1 protein-coding gene is annotated in these 572 nt (G+C 56.3%); it reads right to left on the minus strand.

Going from position 1 to position 572, the window contains the following annotated elements; all coding sequences use genetic code 11:
* Positions 1-572 (minus strand): MSCRAMM family adhesin SdrC (locus HMPREF3171_RS10825; protein WP_246815376.1); only part of this gene is annotated, 572 nt, incomplete at both ends.

The following is a 572-nucleotide window of genomic DNA, read 5'->3' on the forward strand; positions in this document are numbered from 1 at the left end:
CCCGGCTCGACGTCAACCTTCCAGTTGCCATCCTCATCCGTCACCGTACGGATGACCTCGTTGCCATCCTTATCGCGGATGATCACCGTGACACCCTCGACACCCTCGGTCTCGTCCGGGTCTTCCTTGCCGTTGCCGTTGGTATCGACCCACACGCGGTCACCAAGCGTGCCCGGTGCTTCCGGCTCACAATCGCACGTTACGTCGGCCTTCTTCAAGCCAAGATCGTAAGTGTCGTTGTACTCATTCGGCTTCACCGTCACCTTGGACACCAGACCCGACTCATCCGAACCCGGCACCTTGCCAGTGACTTCCCAACCATCCGGCTGGATGAAACGAATGTCGTACTCAGCGTTCGGATTAAGACCCTCAATCTTCCAATCACCATTGCTATCGGTGACTGCAGAACGCGTCGGCTCACCATCACGCGACACCAACACGACTACATTCTCGAGGCCCTCTTCACCCTCATCCTGCTTGCCATCACCATTAGCGTCATTCCAAACACGATCACCAACAGAACCAGACGGCAGAATACCCAGGTCAATATCGTCACGCTTCTCACCAGGCTT

This window comes from Corynebacterium sp. HMSC08F01 (assembly GCF_001807545.1).
Taxonomy (GTDB): domain Bacteria; phylum Actinomycetota; class Actinomycetes; order Mycobacteriales; family Mycobacteriaceae; genus Corynebacterium; species Corynebacterium coyleae.